The sequence below is a fragment of the Bifidobacterium sp. LH_230 genome (genome assembly GCF_056357555.1).
This window is the reverse complement of the sequence record NZ_JBKEWJ010000004.1, coordinates 122570-139364: the sequence shown is the minus strand read 5'-3', so window position 1 is coordinate 139364 and position 16795 is coordinate 122570. Positions and strand designations below refer to the sequence as shown.

Here is a 16795-nt window from a genome sequence, read left to right as displayed (position 1 = left end):
CTTTCCAATCGCGGTTTATCTTGTTTGGCGACAGAAAATCGTACACAGGACACGGGCCATGCCTCTATCTCAAGCCCAAACCAAAGTGCGCAAGAATTCGGACGTTATCTATTGCCTTATGTGACCTTATGTGAATTGACGCTGTTTGTTGATGACCGTCCACGAGATCGACGAGACGTCTCGCGTTCGTCTGTTATGTCATTTCGAGCGAGGCAAGGCCGAGTCGAGAAATCTTTTCATCCGAAGAACGGCAAGAAAGATTTCTCCGCTCGCTGCCGCTCGGTCGAAATGACATATCAGCGCAAACCGGACCGGCGCGCATCATTCCGGTCGAGCTCTTGGTAATGGCATTTGATCGCGGCGAGGATCTCGCCGAATTGTTCGCGTTGGTTTTCGTCGAGCGCCGCGAGCAGTTCGCCGGAAGCGCCGTCGCCGGCCGATCGACGGCGCATCGCCTCGTCTTTTCCTTCCTCGGTGAGCGCGACCACATATGTGCGCCCGTCCTCGGGATGCGGGGTGCGCACGATCCAACCGCGCGCCTCCATCTTGCCGAGCAGTTCACTCAGTGACGCCGACCGAATGCCCAGGATCGCGGCGAGTCGGCGCTGACTGACCGGGCCGAGACCGCTCAGGGTGAGCAGACAGCGCGACTGCCCGCTGCCGTGCGCGAGCGCGTCGTTGTTGCGCACCTCCCGCTGGTGGCTGATGCGCGCCACGTCGTGGAACAGTTCCACCAGTTCCCGATCGCTCATCATGATTCGCCGAACCTCCGGATAACACAAAATTGCTAGGTACCTCGCAAATAATACAAGGTACCTAGCAAAATGCAAGCCGGCGTACGACGGCGGCCGTCAGATACCGGCGAGGTCGAAGAAGCGTTCGATGACGGCGTCGTTGAGCAGACGGCCCTTGCGGGTGGGAATGACGCGGCCGGTCGCGGAGTCGATGACGATGAGGCCGTCGCTGACCATCGGCCGGAGTTCGGCTGGGTCGATGCGGCGGAACGGCGCGGTTTCACCGTTGGATTCGGCCTCGGCGACGGCTTGGTTGATGCGGTTCAGATCGAGTCCTTCGCGCAGGCGCAACCCGAGCATGATGAGTTCCTCGAGGTTTTCGCCGGGCGTGATGGTTTCGCTGCCGCCCCACGGGACGCGGCCTTCGTTGATGGCGGTGCCCCACAGGCGCGGGTGCGCGATGTCCCAGCTGCGCAGACCGTGCGTTTCGTGCGAATCAATGGCGGCGTTGTCTGCACCGTCGCCCGTATCGTCGTTGCCGGTCGCACGGTTGTAATGCGAGTGCGCGCCCGGCCCGAGTCCGGCCCAGTCGACGTTGCGCCAGTAGCCGAGGTTGTGCCGGCTCTCATACCCCGGTTTTGCCCAGTTGGACACCTCGTACCATGCGAGCCCGGCGGCCGTAAGCATGTCGTCGGCGATCTCGTATTTCGCGGCCTCGTCGTCGTCATCCGGCCTAGGCAGGGTGCCGGCGGCGATCTGCCGGCCCATCTTCGTGGTCGGTTCGACGGTGAGCGCGTATGCGGAGATGTGGTTGACGCCGAGGTCGATGGCCGTGCGCACCGACGTGCGCCAATCGTCGAGGCTCTCCCCCGGCGCACCGTAGATCAGGTCGACGCTGGAACGCAAACCGGCCTTGTTCGCCGCTTCGACGCCGGCGGCCACGTTCGCGGGCGTGTGCGTGCGGTCGAGCATGCGCAGCACGTGCGGTACGGCGGACTGCATGCCGAAGGAGATGCGGGTGAAGCCGCCTTCGGCGAGACGGTTGATGTAGTACTCGTTGACGGTGTCCGGGTTGGCTTCGGTGGTGATCTCTGCGCCCGGCGCAATGCCCCAGATGCGGCGGACCGCGCTCAGCATGGCCACGAGGTCGTCTGCGGAAAGGATCGTGGGCGTGCCGCCGCCGAAGAACACGGTGCTGGCAGCCGGCTCCTTGATGCCGTGATCGAGCTGCCACTGTTTGGTCAGTTCCATCTCGCGGACAACCATGTTCGCATAGTTGCCGCGCGAGGCCCCCGCGCCGAGATCGACTGCGGTGTACGTGTTGAAATCGCAGTATCCACAGCGACGGAGGCAGAACGGGACGTGGATGTAGATTTCGTAGGTCATGAGCGTGACTCCCCTCGGTTTCGCTCGTTCAACGGCTCGCCTCCGGCCCTGCAATTACGGACCTCGCTACGCTCGGACTCAATGCTGCCTTCGCTCGACTATCGTCTCGCTCAGGCTGAGCCTACGGACAGCCCACTGGGCTGTCCGCTTAACGGCTCAGCCTTCTGTCTTCTGGGCGGCGCGGATCTTGTCCTTGGTGTCGCGGTCGTTGCCGCCGTCGCCGGTGGACAGCGCGGCGATAAACGCCTCCTGCGGCACCTCGACATGGCCGAGCATCTTCATGCGCTTCTTGCCGGCCTTCTGCTTTTCAAGCAGCTTGCGCTTGCGGGAGATGTCGCCGCCGTAGCACTTGGCGAGCACGTCCTTGCGCAGTGCACGGATGTTCTCGCGTGCGATGATGCGCGAGCCGATCGCCGCCTGGATCGGGATCTCGAACTGCTGGCGCGGGATCAGTTCGCGCAGCTTCTTCGTCATCATCACGCCGTAGCTGTACGCCTTGTCGCGGTGCACGATCGCGCTGAACGCATCGACCTTCTCGCCCTGGATGAGAATATCGACCTTGACCAGGTCGGCGGCCTGCTCGCCGTCCTCATGGTAGTCAAGCGACGCATAACCCTTGGTGCGCGACTTCAGCTGGTCGAAGAAGTCGAACACGATCTCCGCGAGCGGGATACGGTAGTGCATCTCCACACGGTCGGCGGAGATGTATTCCATCGTGCCCATGATGCCGCGGTGATCCTGACACAGATCCATGACCGCGCCGATGAACTCCTTCGGCGTGATGATGTCGGCGGCGACCATCGGCTCGACAATCTTCTTGATCTTGCCGTCCGGGAACTCGCTCGGGTTGGTCACGTGGTGTTCGCTGCCGTCCTCGGCAGTCACGTCGTACGGGACGTTCGGCGCGGTGGAGATCAGGTCGAGACCGAACTCGCGGTCGAGCCGCTCGGAGACGATCTCCATGTGCAGCAGGCCCAGGAAGCCGCAACGGAAGCCGAAGCCCAGCGCGACGGACGTCTCCGGTTCGTAGATGAGCGCGGCGTCATTGAGCTTGAGCTTGTCGAGCGCGTCGCGCAGCTCGGGGAACTGGGCGTTGTCGATCGGGAACAGGCCGGCGTAGACCATCGGCTGCGGGTCGCGGTAGCCGGGCAGCGGCTCGGTGGCGGGGCGCACGGCGGAGGTCAGCGTGTCGCCGACCTTCGACTGGCTCACGTCCTTCGCGCCGGTGATGATGTAGCCGACCTCGCCCGCGCCGAGCGCCTTGGTGGGCATCATGTCGGGGCTGATCACGCCGATCTCGATCGGGTCGTGGGTCATGCCGATGCCCATCATGTGCACCTTCTCGCGGGCATGCAGTTCGCCGTCCTCCATACGGATGTAGGTGACGATGCCGCGGTACGAGTCGTACACGGAATCGAAGATGAGCGCGCGGGCCGGGGCCTTCGGGTCGCCGTGCGGCGCTGGGATCTCCATGACGATGCGGTCGAGCAGTTCGGCGACGCCTTCGCCGGTCTTGCCGGACACGCGCAGCACGTCGCTCGGCTCGCAGCCGATCAGGCCGGCGATCTCCTCGGCGTGCTTGTCCGGTTCGGCGCTCGGCAGGTCGATCTTGTTGAGTACGGGGATGATGGTCAGGTCGTGGTCGATGGCCATGTACAGGTTCGACAAGGTCTGCGCCTCGATGCCCTGCGTGGCGTCGACGAGCAGCACCGCGCCCTCGCATGCGGCGAGCGCGCGGGAGACCTCGTATGTGAAGTCAACGTGGCCGGGGGTGTCGATCATGCCGAGCGTGTATTCGGTGCCGTCGAACGTCCACGGCACGCGCACGGCCTGCGATTTGATGGTGATGCCGCGCTCCTGCTCGATGTCCATGCGGTCGAGGAAGCGGTCGCGCATCTCGCGTTCGGGCACGATGCCGCTCAGCTGGAGGATGCGGTCGGCCACGGTGGACTTGCCGTGGTCGATGTGCGCTATGATGCAGAAGTTGCGGATCAGCGACTGGTCGGTATATCCGGGCTTGTTCTTCGGTTCGATCACCTGATCCGTCTCCTTACGGTCGTCGTTCACGGTTGTATTCGCCAAATATTCTAGTCTACCGGTGCCTATCGGCATTTTCCCGGCGACACTCCTAGTGCGGCGTATGTTTTATCCGCACGGCGTGTTATCATGACCGTTTGTATGTCCTTATAGCAAACGTCGTTTGGAGTAAATGTGGCAAACATTAAGTCGCAGAAGAAGCGCGTGCTCACCAATGAGAAGGCGCACATCCGCAACGTGGCCGTCAAGTCGGCCCTGAAGACCGCCATCCGCGCTACCCGCGAGGCCATCGCCTCCGGTGACAAGGCCGCTGCGGAAGCCGCCTACAAGGTCGCTGCCCAGAAGCTCGACAAGGCTGCCGGCGCTGGCGTGATCCACAAGAACCAGGCCGCGAACCGCAAGTCCGGTCTGGCTGTCGCGATCAACGCGATGTGATCATAACCCGCTAGGGTTCTGAACATCCCCGTGAACCGTTGGTTCGCGGGGATCTTTGTATCTGCCGAACGATCATCGCAATCCGCTTACTGCCGCTCGTCGCTCTCCTCACGTTCCGAGTCGCGCTCCCCCGCCTCCGGGTGGATCACCGGACGCGGCAGATACTTCGACTGGCTCGGCAGGAACAGTTCGCGCCGCTTCATCGCCCCGGGGAACGTGATGTCGAACTTGACCGACAGCAGTCGCAACGCCACGACAATCACCACGATCGCGCTGTCGAGAATGACTTCGCCGGTGAAATCGACGACCCCTCCCTGCGCGCCTTTCATGACGAGCACGGTCAGGATGCATCCGACCGCGGAGGGGATCGCATACCAGTGCTTGTCGCGGATGACGAGCGGAATGTCGTTGAGCAACATGTCGCGCACGAGGCCGCCGCCGAGCGCGGTAAACATGCCCAGGAAAGCGGCGGTCATGCCGGATGTGCCCATGAGCATCGCCTTGGATGTGCCGTTGACGGCGAACAGGCCGACAGAAAGCGCATCGAGGGTGAGCATCGACCATTTGAGCTTGTCGACTTCGGGATGGAAGACGGCCACGGCCAGACCGGAGGCCAATGCGGTGAGCACGAATCCACGGTCCGCGATGCCGACCGGAGGCAGCGAGCCAAGCATCACGTCGCGGATGATGCCGCCGCCGAGCGCGGTCAGCCATGCGGTGATTACCATCGCGAACAGGTCGTAGTTCTTCTTGACCGCGCACAGACCACCCATGAGTCCGGAGCAGAAGATCGCCAGATATTCGATCCCCATGAAGAACGCATTGCTCTCCAACGCCACTTCCATGAACCGCTCCCCTCGTAACGTCACGCGTGCGGCAACCCATCGGTGCCGTAACGAGGGTATACCACGGTCTTGTCCCGCGATCCGCTCCCCCGCCGACTGTCGGATCGTCACTGCTGGTTGAGGATCCACGCCACCAAGAGGGCACCGCCGGCGAGGATGTCCACCACCGCGGCCCCAGCGAAGGCGATGAGTAGGATCGGAGCGCCGCGGTCCTCCTTCACCCATGCGTCGGACGGGTCGAACGGATCGTAGAGCACAGTCACACGATCGCCCTCATGCAGACTGCACGGACGTGACCACGTGCCGGATTCGATGCTGTATTCGCGGCCGGCGACCGTGTAGGAGAACACCGGCGACCATAACGTGCCGTCATTGTCGGAGGTTTCGAGCACTTCGCTCACAACGCCGTCGACTTTGGCGGTGCAGCGCTCGTGGTGGTCGTCCCTTTCACGAAACGCCCTGATGCAGGGGATCAGGATGAGCAGCCCGACGATTATCGGAGCGAGCGCGGGGATCAGCATGATCGGATCCCCCAACGAAACGGAACTATCCGATTCCGCGACCACATGGACCGTACGAGCCGCGTCGACCCCCTCGGACACCGTTATCCCGAACATCGCGGCCACCACGGCCGCACCAGCGCCAACCGTTTCGATCATGGTTCGATTATCCCAGCGCGACCGCGCCGGCACACGAATCAAACATGAACCTGCGGTGAACTCTTGCGACGATCCCGCACACGGTGCAGCAGGCGGTCGACAATCGCGGCCGACACCCGATATGCGTCACACAAGCCAAGCATCCCACGAATTACCAAGCATCGTCTGACCGCGCATGCGCCGGAACAAAGCCGGCGCCGAGAATGAATCGCTCGGACGGCACACGCTCATGCAGGTCGGCCTCGTTCCAGCGATCCTTCACATACGGGTTGGATGCCGGATGCTTGGCACATGCCCGTTCGATCGTCCGTCGAGCCTTCCACTCATCGACATACGTACAGTCAATCCGCTCAGGAGCGAGCATATCGAGGAGCTGCCGATAATAGTCCCGTTCGCTAAAGAGCGTATCTACTAGATAACCCGGCTCCGCAGGAAACTTGGATAGTCCGCGAATGTAGAACGCACGGTTTTCGTCACGAATAAGCGGAGGCACCGCGCCAAGACGCATGAGTTCCTTGAACAGGACGAGACGCCCGATGCGACCGTTGCCGTCCGAGAACGGATGCGTGGTCTCGAACATCCAGTGTGCCTGAGCGATGGCATACGGATCGTCGCTCAGTGCGGCAAATTCGTCGAACACGAGATTCATGGCCCGGGGCACGTCGGCGGGCAACACCGTATGCACGCCTTGAATGGCGTTGATGACGTTGGGCAGGATCTTCCAGCCGCCGACGTTACGGTCCGGGTCGGCCTCCTGACGGGTGCCACGTTTGAGCATCGCGTGCAGCGTGCAGACAAGGGTCTTGTCGACCGGGTCACCAACGTGGTCGAGCATCCAGTCGAATGCACGGAAATGGTTCGTGGTCTCGATCACGTCGTCCGCACGGATAAGGTCGTTGCCGCTATCCGGCAGCAGTTCGCCAGTGTCGTAGAGCTGCGCCGTCTGTTCCGGGGTGAGCGTGGAGCCTTCCATGTGGTTCGAGTTGTAGGCGAACACGAGTTGCGTGCTGTGGTAGAGTCCGTGCGACACTTTCTGGTCGCGTTCGCGGATGAGCCATTCGGCCAGTCCGACTTTCATAGGCACCTCCGATTACGAACGGAACTGTTACGTCTCATGATAGGCAAAGACGACTCATTGGAATTAATCCTGTGACAGCATGGTATGTTATTCGATTGATCTCATCACTGACCGGCAAAGGGTGATGAGAAGAACATCGGGAATCGGATACCGTCGCATCATCGTTACGCGATTTCTATAATGGTGGACATGGATGCGATCAAGGATGATGGGCGGGCCGTGGCGCTGGTGACCGGCGGCACGAGCGGTATCGGCAAGGCGACGGCGGAGCTGCTGACGCGGCAGGGTTGGCGCGTGGTTGCGGTCGGATTGGGCGCGGCACAGATCGCGCATGCGCAACGGTTCGATGGAGATGATGGACCGCACGATGACGGAGCACGCGGCGGCGAGTTGATCACTGAGGAAATGGATGTCACCAAGCCGGATGATATTCGCGCGGTCGTAGGCGCGCTTCCCCGTTTGGATGCGATCGTGCATTGCGCGGGGTTCGGTATTGCCGGTTCGGCGGAATGCACGCCGATGAAGTTGGTACGTCGCCAGTTCGATGTCAATTACTTCGGCGTATTGCAGGTCAACGAGATCGCGTTGCCGCTGCTGCGGCGCACCGCGGCGCGCAATCGTCGCCGCGGCCGAGTGATCGTCGTCGGATCGATCGGCGGACGGATCGGACTGCCATTCCAGTCGCATTATTCGTCGACCAAGGCCGCATTGGAGATGTATGTGGAGGCGCTGCGGCTGGAGGGACGCCGGCACGGGATCACTGCCACGATCATCGAACCGGGCGATCTCGCCACCGGATTCACCGGCGCCCGCGTGACCGCCGAACCGACAAATTCGCCGTATCTGGCCGAATGTCGCCGTTCGGTCGGCCGGATGGCGCACGACGAGCAGACCGGCGCCGGCCCGGACACCGTCGCCCAAGTCATCGCCTCGACGCTCGCCCGCCGCAATCCCCCGGTCCGCGTCGCCGTCGGCAACACATACAAGGCGCTCATGCAACTCAAACGCCTCCTCCCCGACCGCGCAGTCGAGCTCATCATGCAGCGCATTTATATGCGGTGACGCCGTTGAGACTTTTCACACGTAACCGTACTGATACTTAAATATCGTCTCTATGACACAGCCACCGAGCAACAGGATGTCTCAGCAGAGGTGTATTCACGCGCACGCACACGTCATACGCACGTCACGTCATGTGCGCGCGGTTTACCACAAATTCCAACGGTTTGCACTTTTGCGAAACAGAAAAGAATCAATTAGCCTGCAAAACAAAGCCTCAGCCAAACAAACCATATAGGATCAGATATCAACCGTGAAAGGATCGCTCGTGTATACGATCAGAAAAGCAACAAACCCTGCAAACCTGAGTTTCACCAATCAAATCGGGACGGTCTATCGCGGGCAGACGTCGGATATCACGAAGCCGGAGCTGTTCATGAAGGTCGCTGGCCTGCCCAAGGGTGATTCCAAGCCGCTGCTGAGCCTGAACGTGTTCAACCCGGCGCACATGAACGACGCCGTGTACAAGTTCAAGCGCTACGAGGACGACAGCCTCTCGTACGCCGGCATCGACAAGCATCAGCAGGATACGCAGGTCGGTCTGTTCGACACCGCCATCCCGGCGCAAGAGTTCGAGGAGATGTAAAGAACAGTGCAAATCGGTGCATACAGTCTGCTATCTGCCGGCGCTGATACGTCCAACAGTGTGGAGTGCGCTGTATTGGATACGAATGTCGTGATTGATATGGAACATTTCTACTTCACTCAGACGAGCGAAAAGAAGCGCCAGTCGCTAAAAGAATTACTGCTGTATCTTGTGAAGGATAGAGTGGAGCCCCGCATAGGTTTTGCCTTATTGGAATCGTGTCATCAATGGCGTTCTGGATTTGACGAGAATAATTTCCAGCGGAAGCGCTATGTCGCAGAAACCTTGTTCCAGTGGGATGAAGATATGATTGAAAGGCAGTTCGCCAATCGACATCCTCCAGTCAATCGTGATAAGAAATGGCGGAATCATCCGTACCAGACTCGAATGAATCCATTGGCCTATGGTTTTGATGGGACAATCAGCGACTGTGCCCAATTCGCGATTCATTACGTTTCGCTGTTAAAAATAATGCTGTTGGCTCAAAAGATGAAGGCAGATAATCGTCTGAATTTGCTTGCCGAATATGTCTCGTGGGTCAATACTCAGTTGGGGTCGCTTTCGGCGTATGAGCTTCAAGTTGCCGTTGACATGCTGGTTGGAAGCAACAGCCGATCGGAACAAGCACGTAAATTGATTAAGTATTCCGGAAATGAATCCATCGATGACTTATCACATAAGGTATGGAACGCTGCGTGGGACTGTTACTTTATGAGCGTTACTGATGCTTATGAGGCGGGACTGGAATACGAAACGGGAATGCCTAGACGGAAGACGGTACTGGTCACGAGGAATATCGATCCAGTATGGCTGCGGACAAAGGCCACTCTGTCCGATATTGAAAGTGAAAGGTATACACTTCCGATTCCCAAGATTGAATGCACCCTAGATCTTAGAAAAAGGGATTACCAATTCAGAGGTTCTTTCCATACTGAATACCGTTCATGAAATGCAAGAAGCACGTCAATCGGTGAACTCTTCTAACACACAAATGATGAAATATATCCAGAGGTTTGAAGGCGAAGCCGGATTGAACCAGTCTGCTTTTGCGGACACACCTTTAAGATAGAGAACACTCGAAACAGGCACATATATTCTCAGGAAAAGTAAAGGTAGAGAGATGAATCAAAGAGTGCATGTCGGAGTTGTGGAACCGTTCCGCGCTGATCTGCTGCATCGGGACAAGCCGCAGGCGTTGAAGGTTCTTGAAGAGGCTGCCGAGGTGGTGGAAGTGTTCAAAGATTGGGATAAGCACGGGCAGACCATGGAACAGCGCCGCGACCTAATCAACGAATGCGCTGACGTGATTCAAGCGACGGTCAATCTCATGGCCGCAATGGAGTTCACCGACGAGGAGATCCATCAGGCTATCGAGGATTGCCGGGCGAGGAACGATGCACGTGGTCGTATGACACCTCATAACAACGATTGATTGTTATCCCGGCATTATTGTCATCGACAACAATGCCATAAACCATGCCTCTGGTTGTGTTTAGCTGCACTTATCACGATAAGTGCAGCTAAACACAACCAGAACCAGTTGACGATATGCTCTCTAACTTGCATAAAGCAGCCACCATAAAACGAGCGATCCCATTCATCCTCTCCTCAGACCGGCGGCGTACTCATCCAAGACATCGAGAATTCCGCGATGCTCCCAGATGACATTGCGACGCGCTCCACCACGTCGCGTCAGCACCCCGGCTTCCTCGAGACGCTTTACCGCACGTTCGGCCTGTGGTTTGCTCAATCCAAGAGAATCGCACAGATACGCTGTCGTAACGATGGGTTGGGCGATCAGTTGCGGCACGATTTGCCATACCGGAGAATCCGAACGCACTCCCCGCAATGCCGTTTTCGCAGCATCAAGCTGATCAACCAAATCATCAATCAGCTGTCGTCCACTCGTAGCCGCAAACAAACACGCCTCCACGAACGATTCCACAATGGGGGTGGCATCTCCTTTACGGAAGGCCGTCAGTGCATTGAAATATGCTTCCGTGTCGCGCAGCAGACCAGCGGAAACCGGTGGAGTCGTAGTACGAACAAGACCCTTATTGCGCAGGATCGCATGAACCAACGCTCTTCCGCATCGACCATTGCCGTCCGCAAACGGATGGATCGTCTCGAACTGAGCATGGGCGATAGCGCATTGCACCACTATCGGTAGATCGTCTCTGCCGATAAACCGCACCAGATCCGCCATCGCGTCACCAACCAGTTCCGGCTGCGGAGCCACATGGGATGCTCCTCTCGGACTATACGAATCAGTGCCCACCCATACAAGTCCGGTGCGGTACTGTCCAGCCTGTTCCTCCCATCCCGGCTGAGCGAGCAACAACGCACGATGCATCGCCAGCACATGCTGCTCGTCCATATATCGGCAAAGTTCGAGCGCAACTTCCATGGCCCGAACATTGCCCACTACGATAGTAGCATTTCCGCTCGTTCCTTCATGAATGGTCTCGAGGGCAAGATTCTTCGCACCGACCGTCAGATGCTCGATCTGCGACGACGACGTTGCTTCCGTCCGTAGCAAAACCGCGCTCATAGGGCCAAGTACATGATTCCCCTGTCCCAATCGCGAAGAAGAATACAAGTCGAATCGAGCCAATGCCGTGGCCGCGTCCTCAGCTTGCGCAGTGATGGAGGCTGGTATGGGAAAATTCCAATCCGCCAAGGTCGCGGGGATCGTCGACTCATACTGGCCATTACCTCGCGAACGGCGCGAACGAGAAACCGGCGCATCATCCGCAATATGCCATACGTGCTGTTCCAAAATCGTAGCCGGAATCTTCAGCACTTCGTCATTATCCACGGTTTTCTTCTTTCTTAGCTACACTTATTTTGATAAGTGTAGCTAAGAAAGAAGAAAGACACACTTAGCTGCGGCTATTTACCGCTTATACCATCAGTCGCATTTACCAGCATTATTGCCATCAACGTCATCTTCCACATCACCAATGGTGACGGTGAAGGTCTTGCCGAGAGCGGTGCAGTAGTCCGCGAGATGGTCGAACAGGCGATTGCGGCTGTACCCGTTCTCCGCCTTCCACAGTTCGGAAGACGAGATGCCGGTGCGCCGCTCCATCTCATCAAGATCAAGTCCGGCCTGTTCGCGCATCTCGATCATGTGGCCAAGCAATATCACAACTCAAAACAGCAGAACAACGTCAATCCGTTTTGACAGGAGAGCTATCCGTTTGGATATCATAGACATATCGCGAATATGGTCTCAGGGAGGCATAATGACAGAACGTGAATCACGTGCGGCCGGCGTGGCTGAAGCGGTCCACTCCGCACACTTGGAGGGCGGCAGCGTCACGCCGGCGTTCCTTGCCGACGCACGAGACTACATCGAGGAAAAAATCAGTATCCGAGAACTTCTCGATCGCACACGTCGCCGGTACGGCTTGGAAACGGCATGATCGAACTTCCCGAAGCATTCGACCCATACCTGATACCGGGCACGCAAGTTCTGCGCAATTTGGTAGGAGCCACGACCGTCGACGAGCTCGAGGCGGCCGAAAACGACTTCGTATCCGTTCGCATGTTGGAGCTGATGGCCAATCCCCCGAAGGCACAAGGCACGCTGGAGCAACTGCAATGGATTCACCGGCAGCTGTTCCAAGACGTTTACGACTGGGCGGGACAGATCAGGACCGTGGACATCGCAAAGGGAACCGGCCAGGTCTTCCAACCGCTTGCCGTGTTCGACATGGGTATCCAATACTGCGAGAGAACACTTCATGACGATCATCTGCTGCAAGACATGGACCGTACGACGTTCGTTAACCGCATCAGCGCCAATTACGACAATTTCAATATTCTCCACCCGTTCAGAGAAGGCAACGGCCGCGCTCAGCGACTGTTTTGGCATCTCATCGCCCACGACGCGGGATGGCGTCTGGACTGGAGCGTCATCTCCAAACAGGAGAATGATCGAGCATCACAGATCGCACGGGAAACCGCCGACGAAACGGCCTTGATCAATATGTTCTCCCGCATCGTCAGGACTCCGGAGGAATATGAGTCAACGACACGGGCAAATCTCACATCCCATCTTCAGGACGCCGGATACGCGGCCATGCCGAACATCTACCGACCGCTCTCCCAAACAGAAATCAACAACGAACTTCAACGTGATATCTACCGACGGATGGGTAACTGATCCGTTACATAGTCCCCTCCTCCAAGGTGGCCAGCATCTCGCCGACTTTGGTTATGGTCCTGACGATGGTAAGTCGGATCGATATCGCAAGCCAAGGCATCATCGGTGGATACATATATCAATCGTCAGTTTGACAGGGTTCGTCATCTTTCGTCTTGTAAACGCATCGTTTACACTGTGCGCGGCCTCAAATCCCGACTGACTGTCCGCAACGCACTTCCTCAGTCCGCTTTGCGGACAGCTCCCTCAGCCGAGGGAGCCAAGGCTCCGCTAGTGTCATATGGAATCAATCGTCACGTAGGTCGCGAAACCAGGCGGTGATTTGCGGATGTGAGACAGGGTACAGGTTCCATGCGTCGAGGCCGACGTTGAGGGATTGCGGGCGGGCGCCGGCCGGCGTCAGCTGGTGCGTGTGGCCATACAGCAGTTTGCGGCCGTCGAAGGGCAGCGCCTGGTCGTGGAACCGCACGGCGTCGTCAGGCCAGCTGTAGGCGAGATCCTCGCGGTACGGGAAGTGTGACAGGTTGACGGTTTCGGTCGCACCCGCCGAATCGCCGTCATCGAATCCGTCCAGTTCGACCGTGCCGTTCGGCTCGATGCTTTCGAATAGGTTGCGGGCCGGCTTGTCGCCCAGCCACCAGTCGTCGTGGTTGCCGATGACCGCGTGCAGATGACTGCATGCGAGTTGGCGTAGACAGTCCTTGAGATGGTTCACGGACGTGCGGTATCCGATGTCGCCGAGAATCCATAGTTCGTCATCCGGGCCGACGACCGCGTTGATGTTGGCGACGATCGCCGCGTCATGTGCGTCGGTGTCGGCGGCTTTGCGGAAGTTGAGCCGCGAATCGTCCAATACGATGCCTTTGGCCCAGTCCTCGGCAGCTTTACGCCCCTGTTCGGCGAGCACACGCTCGTATTGCGCCCGACCGGGATCGAACGTGGTGAATCCACGCAGTACGGTGACGAGCGGATGCCCGAAATGCGTGTCCGTGGTGAAGTACTTCATCGTCGTCTCTTTTCTGTTGCACAGCCTCTGCGCCTTGCGTCCCATTCCTACCGACGACGTTACCATATCCGGTCATTGGTTCCAGCCTTGCTTGAGCAGTGTTTTCGTTTCGTCGATCCAGATGGCGAGCCGCGTGCGGATGGATGGACGGAAGGGTTGACCAGGCATGGTCGGTTCGGGGATGCGACGGCGACGCATGCGACGCGTGATACTGACGAGCAGGACTGCGAGCGCCGCTTCGACGGCGAGCATGAGCAACGCGCCTGGCAGGTTGCCTGATGAGCCTTCGGTCAGTCCGTTCGCCCACGGGATGACGGCGAACCGGTTGCCGGCAAGCCATGCGGCGATTCGTTCCATCACCTGCGTGCCGCAGCTCGCCGTCCACGCGAACGCGAAGCCGAGTTGCGGGCTCGCCCATGAAACGAGCAGTGCGGCAAGACCCGCCATCGTCGCGAATCCGACGAACGGACTGACCAGCAAGTTCGCCGGCACGGAGGCGAGCGACAGTTCGGGTTCCATGAGGATCTGGATCGGCAGGGTCAACGATTGCGCGGCGAGCGTCATGGTCAACGGTTCGGCGAGCGGTTTCGGCAATGCGCCGGCCAGCCATGTACCGATCGGCTGCGCGAAGATCACGATGCCGAGTACGGCGGCGCTGGAGAGCGCGAAACCGTAGCTGCGTGCCATCGCAGGATCGACCAACAGTACGCCGATCACCGTCCAGCTCAGTGCGCTCACCGATTGGCTGCGGCGGCCGGCATACATCGCGGCCGCGCCGATCAGTCCCATGACAAGTGCGCGCAACACGGAATCGGACGGATACATAGCCGCGGCAAGCAGCAGGTATACAGCCGCCACAAAACCGGCGACCAGTTGGCGCGGCATCAGCAAACGCGCGCACTGGCGACGGGCCAGGTCGGCGACGAGCATGAAGTGACCGCCCGAAACGGCCATGAGGTGCATGATGCCGGAACGTCGGAAATTGTCTTCGACCAGTTCGGCGTAGGCGTCCTCGACCGGCGATCTCGTACGAACGGACTCATCGTAGACGGCATTGCCCATGTTGACGTGATCTTGTCCGAGTACGCCGAGGGTAAGTCCCGGGACCAATATGCGACCCTGATCGGAGAGTCGTTCGGTAACGGTGAAGAACGACTGTTGCATGGCTGCAATCGTTCGCCTAAGGAGGGTCGGCGCACGGATGGTTTCGAGCGTGCTGGAGGATTCGGCGATCAGCCAGAGCGGTTGTTTGCCGTATCGGGCTTGTTGCAGAGTGCCTTGGATGCGTATGACAGAGCCGTGTGCGAGTTGCGTGCATGCCGGTCCGGATGCGAACAGACGTAGGGAGGCGAGTGAGGTTTGCGTGACGGTGTCGTCGGACAACGATTGCAGGACGGCGTCGGTCTGGCAATCGGTGTCACGTAGGGTGGAGACGGTAGGCGGTGTGGTGATGCGCATGGTTGCGGTCACGGTGGTTTCGGCGGATTGCCGGGTTAAACGGGCGGCAGAATCGTGCCATTGGATGAGGGATGCTGACAGGGTGCTGATGGCGCAGAGGGTTATGGCGGCGATGAGTACGGTGAGAGATGACTGAGATGAGAAAAGTACACGGAAAATGCAAGGTGGATGATAGGTATTCGGCGCGTTGGAATCGCTATAGGTCTGTCCCGTGTACGCTCCCCCAGTCAGCTTTGCTGACAGCCCCCTCGGCCGAGGGGGCCGAGAAGATACAGACGTGATGCAACAGACGATAAGGAGGGCGAGGAGGGTTAGAAGGGTGACAGCGAAAGTCAGGATGTCTGGGGTGGAGGAACCCATAAGTAGGTTGAAGAGCTGATGGACGATCAGGCTTGTCATCCACACGGCGAAGGCGATGGGCAGCATACGCCAGTCACGGCTCCCTTGCTCCCCATGCGGCAGGTTGCGGTCAGCAGCCTTCCCCCGCCAGTTGCGGCCTCCTTGCTCTTTACGTGGCACGCCTCCATCTGACCTGCTGTATCGATCGCGGTTTGTCCGCTTGCCGTGACGCGTATTGGCGGCAACCCGTCCATGTCGCATAGATCCGTTCATCGCACCGTCACCTCGTCCCTGATTTTGGCGAGGGTTTTCGCGCCGATGCCTTTGACGTCGAGCAGCTGGTCGACGCTGGTGAACCGTCCGATCACCGTGCGATGCGCGAGTATGCGTTCCGCGGTGACCGGGCCGATGCCTTTGACGGTCTGCAGTTCCTCGCTGGTAGCGGTGTTGAGGTCGATTCTGCCGTCATCGGCGGGAGCGGTCTGCACCGGTTCGTCCGGCTGCGCATCCGTTTGTTGCCCGTCTGCGGGCTTGCCGGCGTCGTCATCCTCCGTTGCGCCGGAATCGCCGTCGTTCTGCGTGCCAGTGCTGGCGTCGGAACTCGTGTCGGACGATGGGCCGGATGCGGACGATGTCTGTGCGGCTGACAAGGCCCGTTCGTATCGGATCGCCTGTTGGATGAGCATGGTCAGGCTGGCGCTCAGCATCACGGCCAGCAGCAGGATCGCCATCACGGCGTGAACCGGTTTGAACGCCAGTCTCGGGCGATCGCGTGTGAGCCGATGCTCCTCGTGCTCGGTGTCCGTGGCATGCACCCCGGCAAGATCACCAAGCGACGCTCGCCGGACCGGTGATGATGCGGCCGGCGGCGATGCGGCCGCCACCGCAGTCCGGACAGGCGGAGGCGGCGGAGGTGCGCTCGACATGCCGCCGCTCCCCCGCATGTGATGCGCCGAAGGTCCGAGACCGTGCAGACGATGCGATGTCCTCGCATTATCCGCA

General features: G+C 59.3%; 18 protein-coding genes. 7 read left to right on the top strand and 11 right to left on the bottom strand.

What is annotated here, in order from left to right; translation table 11 throughout:
* Positions 1–296: 296 nt before the first annotated feature.
* The 3 genes from AC1A0G_RS03395 to lepA form a co-directional block, all read right to left on the bottom strand.
* The gene (locus AC1A0G_RS03395; RefSeq protein WP_476527492.1) at positions 297–755 is read right to left on the bottom strand and encodes a MarR family winged helix-turn-helix transcriptional regulator; all 459 of its coding nucleotides are present in this window, start codon (positions 753–755) and stop codon (positions 297–299) included.
* A 96-nt stretch (positions 756–851) separates the two neighbouring features.
* The gene (gene hemW, locus AC1A0G_RS03390; RefSeq protein WP_476527491.1) at positions 852–2120 is read right to left on the bottom strand and encodes a radical SAM family heme chaperone HemW; all 1269 of its coding nucleotides are present in this window, start codon (positions 2118–2120) and stop codon (positions 852–854) included.
* Positions 2121–2276: 156 nt separating this feature from the next.
* Positions 2277–4157: a translation elongation factor 4 gene (gene lepA, locus AC1A0G_RS03385; RefSeq protein WP_214374614.1), complete on the bottom strand. Its 1881-nt coding sequence runs from the start codon at positions 4155–4157 to the stop codon at positions 2277–2279.
* 174 nt (positions 4158–4331) lie between these two features.
* On the opposite strand from lepA, the gene rpsT reads away from it, so the two are divergent.
* Entirely contained in the window at positions 4332–4592 is a 261-nt protein-coding gene (rpsT, locus tag AC1A0G_RS03380) for a 30S ribosomal protein S20 (RefSeq protein ID WP_214373522.1), read from the top strand.
* A gap of 86 nt (positions 4593–4678) precedes the next feature.
* Here rpsT and AC1A0G_RS03375 read toward each other — a convergent pair whose 3' ends face one another.
* The 3 genes from AC1A0G_RS03375 to AC1A0G_RS03365 form a co-directional block, all read right to left on the bottom strand.
* Entirely contained in the window at positions 4679–5437 is a 759-nt protein-coding gene (locus AC1A0G_RS03375) for a trimeric intracellular cation channel family protein (RefSeq protein ID WP_476527490.1), read from the bottom strand.
* A 107-nt stretch (positions 5438–5544) separates the two neighbouring features.
* Positions 5545–6096 (bottom strand): DUF3592 domain-containing protein, encoded by a 552-nt coding sequence (locus AC1A0G_RS03370; RefSeq protein ID WP_219069392.1) that lies wholly within the window; start codon positions 6094–6096, stop codon positions 5545–5547.
* 151 nt (positions 6097–6247) lie between these two features.
* Positions 6248–7174 (bottom strand): Fic family protein, encoded by a 927-nt coding sequence (locus AC1A0G_RS03365; protein ID WP_476527489.1) that lies wholly within the window; start codon positions 7172–7174, stop codon positions 6248–6250.
* 189 nt (positions 7175–7363) lie between these two features.
* Here AC1A0G_RS03365 and AC1A0G_RS03360 point away from each other — a divergent pair, with 189 nt between their 5' ends.
* The 4 genes from AC1A0G_RS03360 to AC1A0G_RS03345 all read left to right on the top strand — a co-directional run bounded on the left by AC1A0G_RS03360 (position 7364) and on the right by AC1A0G_RS03345 (position 10251).
* The gene (locus tag AC1A0G_RS03360; RefSeq protein WP_476527487.1) at positions 7364–8236 is read left to right on the top strand and encodes an SDR family NAD(P)-dependent oxidoreductase; all 873 of its coding nucleotides are present in this window, start codon (positions 7364–7366) and stop codon (positions 8234–8236) included.
* Between the two features lie 373 nt (positions 8237–8609).
* On the top strand, positions 8610–8819 hold the full coding sequence (locus tag AC1A0G_RS03355) for a hypothetical protein (protein ID WP_476527485.1): 210 nt from the start codon (positions 8610–8612) through the stop codon (positions 8817–8819).
* A 6-nt stretch (positions 8820–8825) separates the two neighbouring features.
* Positions 8826–9767: a hypothetical protein gene (locus tag AC1A0G_RS03350; RefSeq protein WP_476527484.1), complete on the top strand. Its 942-nt coding sequence runs from the start codon at positions 8826–8828 to the stop codon at positions 9765–9767.
* 172 nt (positions 9768–9939) lie between these two features.
* Positions 9940–10251 (top strand): nucleoside triphosphate pyrophosphohydrolase family protein, encoded by a 312-nt coding sequence (locus AC1A0G_RS03345; protein WP_476527483.1) that lies wholly within the window; start codon positions 9940–9942, stop codon positions 10249–10251.
* Between the two features lie 165 nt (positions 10252–10416).
* Here the strand turns inward: AC1A0G_RS03345 and AC1A0G_RS03340 are convergent, their stop codons facing one another.
* Positions 10417–11637 carry a Fic family protein gene (locus AC1A0G_RS03340; RefSeq protein ID WP_476527481.1) on the bottom strand — a complete coding sequence of 407 codons (1221 nt, stop codon included), beginning with the start codon at positions 11635–11637 and terminating at the stop codon, positions 10417–10419.
* A gap of 93 nt (positions 11638–11730) precedes the next feature.
* Complete coding sequence (locus AC1A0G_RS03335; protein ID WP_476527479.1) at positions 11731–11952, bottom strand: helix-turn-helix domain-containing protein; 222 nt, start codon at positions 11950–11952, stop codon at positions 11731–11733.
* A gap of 115 nt (positions 11953–12067) precedes the next feature.
* Here AC1A0G_RS03335 and AC1A0G_RS03330 point away from each other — a divergent pair, with 115 nt between their 5' ends.
* Together AC1A0G_RS03330 and AC1A0G_RS03325 are read left to right on the top strand one after the other, a co-directional pair.
* Positions 12068–12247, top strand: a complete 180-nt coding sequence (locus tag AC1A0G_RS03330; protein ID WP_476527478.1) for an antitoxin VbhA family protein — start codon at positions 12068–12070, stop codon at positions 12245–12247.
* Entirely contained in the window at positions 12244–12990 is a 747-nt protein-coding gene (locus AC1A0G_RS03325; RefSeq protein ID WP_476527477.1) for a Fic/DOC family protein, read from the top strand. Before AC1A0G_RS03330 ends, AC1A0G_RS03325 begins: the two co-directional genes overlap by 4 nt.
* Positions 12991–13276: 286 nt before the next feature.
* Here the strand turns inward: AC1A0G_RS03325 and AC1A0G_RS03320 are convergent, their stop codons facing one another.
* From AC1A0G_RS03320 to AC1A0G_RS03310, 3 genes are all read right to left on the bottom strand, one after another.
* A complete protein-coding gene (locus tag AC1A0G_RS03320) occupies positions 13277–13996 on the bottom strand; it encodes a metallophosphoesterase family protein (protein ID WP_476527476.1) in 720 nt (239 codons plus the stop codon).
* Between the two features lie 72 nt (positions 13997–14068).
* Positions 14069–15466 carry a ComEC/Rec2 family competence protein gene (locus tag AC1A0G_RS03315; RefSeq protein WP_476527474.1) on the bottom strand — a complete coding sequence of 466 codons (1398 nt, stop codon included), beginning with the start codon at positions 15464–15466 and terminating at the stop codon, positions 14069–14071.
* A 596-nt stretch (positions 15467–16062) separates the two neighbouring features.
* Positions 16063–16719 (bottom strand): ComEA family DNA-binding protein, encoded by a 657-nt coding sequence (locus tag AC1A0G_RS03310; RefSeq protein WP_476527472.1) that lies wholly within the window; start codon positions 16717–16719, stop codon positions 16063–16065.
* Between the last annotated feature and the right edge of the window lie 76 nt (positions 16720–16795).

What these genes read in the sequence shown, in the direction of transcription:
- AC1A0G_RS03360 (WP_476527487.1), top strand. Translation starts at nt 7,364, where the DNA reads ATGGATGCGATCAAGGATGATGGGCGGGCCGTGGCGCTGGTGACCGGC.
- AC1A0G_RS03310 (WP_476527472.1), bottom strand. Translation starts at nt 16,719, where the DNA reads ATGTCGAGCGCACCTCCGCCGCCTCCGCCTGTCCGGACTGCGGTGGCG.
- AC1A0G_RS03330 (WP_476527478.1), top strand. Translation starts at nt 12,068, where the DNA reads ATGACAGAACGTGAATCACGTGCGGCCGGCGTGGCTGAAGCGGTCCAC.
- AC1A0G_RS03370 (WP_219069392.1), bottom strand. Translation starts at nt 6,096, where the DNA reads ATGATCGAAACGGTTGGCGCTGGTGCGGCCGTGGTGGCCGCGATGTTC.
- AC1A0G_RS03355 (WP_476527485.1), top strand. Translation starts at nt 8,610, where the DNA reads ATGAAGGTCGCTGGCCTGCCCAAGGGTGATTCCAAGCCGCTGCTGAGC.
- AC1A0G_RS03325 (WP_476527477.1), top strand. Translation starts at nt 12,244, where the DNA reads ATGATCGAACTTCCCGAAGCATTCGACCCATACCTGATACCGGGCACG.
- AC1A0G_RS03345 (WP_476527483.1), top strand. Translation starts at nt 9,940, where the DNA reads ATGAATCAAAGAGTGCATGTCGGAGTTGTGGAACCGTTCCGCGCTGAT.
- hemW (WP_476527491.1), bottom strand. Translation starts at nt 2,120, where the DNA reads ATGACCTACGAAATCTACATCCACGTCCCGTTCTGCCTCCGTCGCTGT.
- AC1A0G_RS03335 (WP_476527479.1), bottom strand. Translation starts at nt 11,952, where the DNA reads ATGATCGAGATGCGCGAACAGGCCGGACTTGATCTTGATGAGATGGAG.
- AC1A0G_RS03395 (WP_476527492.1), bottom strand. Translation starts at nt 755, where the DNA reads ATGATGAGCGATCGGGAACTGGTGGAACTGTTCCACGACGTGGCGCGC.
- AC1A0G_RS03375 (WP_476527490.1), bottom strand. Translation starts at nt 5,437, where the DNA reads ATGGAAGTGGCGTTGGAGAGCAATGCGTTCTTCATGGGGATCGAATAT.
- AC1A0G_RS03365 (WP_476527489.1), bottom strand. Translation starts at nt 7,174, where the DNA reads ATGAAAGTCGGACTGGCCGAATGGCTCATCCGCGAACGCGACCAGAAA.
- AC1A0G_RS03320 (WP_476527476.1), bottom strand. Translation starts at nt 13,996, where the DNA reads ATGAAGTACTTCACCACGGACACGCATTTCGGGCATCCGCTCGTCACC.